The 1,239-nt window shown below is 44.2% G+C and carries 2 protein-coding genes and 1 pseudogene; all 3 read left to right on the plus strand.

Features of this window, described 5'->3' with window-relative positions; genetic code table 11:
- A pseudogene (locus tag B3182_RS06215) lies at positions 1 to 255 on the plus strand (cytochrome b); the annotation flags it as partial.
- A complete protein-coding gene (locus B3182_RS06220) occupies positions 252 to 962 on the plus strand; it encodes a cytochrome c1 (RefSeq protein WP_292356063.1) in 711 nt (236 codons plus the stop codon). The pseudogene B3182_RS06215 and the gene B3182_RS06220, both read left to right, overlap by 4 nt.
- A gap of 32 nt (positions 963 to 994) precedes the next feature.
- Positions 995 to 1,239, plus strand: a 245-nt coding sequence (locus B3182_RS06225) for a glutathione S-transferase N-terminal domain-containing protein (RefSeq protein ID WP_292752011.1), incomplete at its 3' end; no start/stop codon positions are given.

Consider the following 1,239-nt stretch of genomic DNA (forward strand, 5'->3'; position numbering starts at 1 on the left):
TTCCTGCTGCCCTGGCTGGACCGCAGCAGAACCCGCTCTATTCGCTATAGAGGGCCTTATTTCCGTATCGCTCTGGTAGTGTTTGTTATTAGCTTTTTAGCATTAGGTTACTTAGGTACTCAGCCTGCAACGTTTCTTTATACTTTGATGGCTCAGATCTTTACCGTTCTGTATTTTGCTTTCTTTCTCCTGATGCCGATTTACACGAAATTTGATAAAGATAAACCTGTGCCAGAAAGGGTGACGACCAAATGAGAAATCTGATTTTTGCTGCTCTTGTTTCGATATTCAGTGTGTTCTCGACGCTCTCCATTGCAGCGGGGCCGTCATCAAAACTGGATACTGTCGATATTGATTTGACCGATAAAGCCTCTTTGCAACGTGGCGCTCACACGTTCGTTAATTACTGCCTGAGCTGTCATGGTGCATCGTTGATGCGATATAACCGTATGGCAAAAGATCTGGGGCTTACCGATGATCAAGTCACTGAAAACTTGATGTTTGCCACCGATAAAATTGGTGACACCATGCAAATAGCAATGCGAGCTGAGGATGCCAAACGCTGGTTTGGTGTTGTGCCGCCGGATTTATCGGTTATTGCTCGAGCAAGAGGTACGGACTGGTTATATACCTACCTGCGTACATTCTATCTGGATGAGAGTCGGCCAATGGGCACTAATAACCTGGCTTTCAAAGATGTTGGTATGCCACATGTCCTTTGGGAACAACAGGGATATCAGGCTATAGACGAGGATGGTCATTTAAGTGTTGAACAAGAAGGTGCGCTGACTCCTCGTCAATACGATATGATGAGCCGAGATCTAGTCAACTTTCTTGCTTATATCAGTGAACCATCTAAATTACAGCGTTTAGCGCTGGGTAAGTGGGTCTTGCTCTATCTTGCGATATTCTTTGTGATCGCACTGGCACTGAAAAAAGCTTACTGGAAAGACGTTCACTAACGCTACATTCCAAAATATAAGCAGTACAGCTAATGACAACACGTAATCGTAAACCACTGATGACATTGTACTCAGATGTACAATGTCCCTTCAGTCACCAAACCCGTATCGTTGTTCAAGAAAAGCAAATTGATTGTCAGATTGTAGATCTTGTTGATGGCCACTGGCCAGAAGAGGTGGCCTCAGCAAATCCATACGCTCAGGGCCCGACATTGTTTGATCGGGATATCGTGATATTTCATTCACGAATCATTATGGAATATCTTGATGAGCGTTT

It is taken from the genome of Methylophaga sp. UBA4204, from assembly GCF_002379485.1.
GTDB lineage: Bacteria > Pseudomonadota > Gammaproteobacteria > Nitrosococcales > Methylophagaceae > Methylophaga.

Coding starts and splice junctions, on each gene's coding strand:
- B3182_RS06220 (WP_292356063.1), top strand. CDS start 252: ATGAGAAATCTGATTTTTGCTGCTCTTGTTTCGATATTCAGTGTGTTC.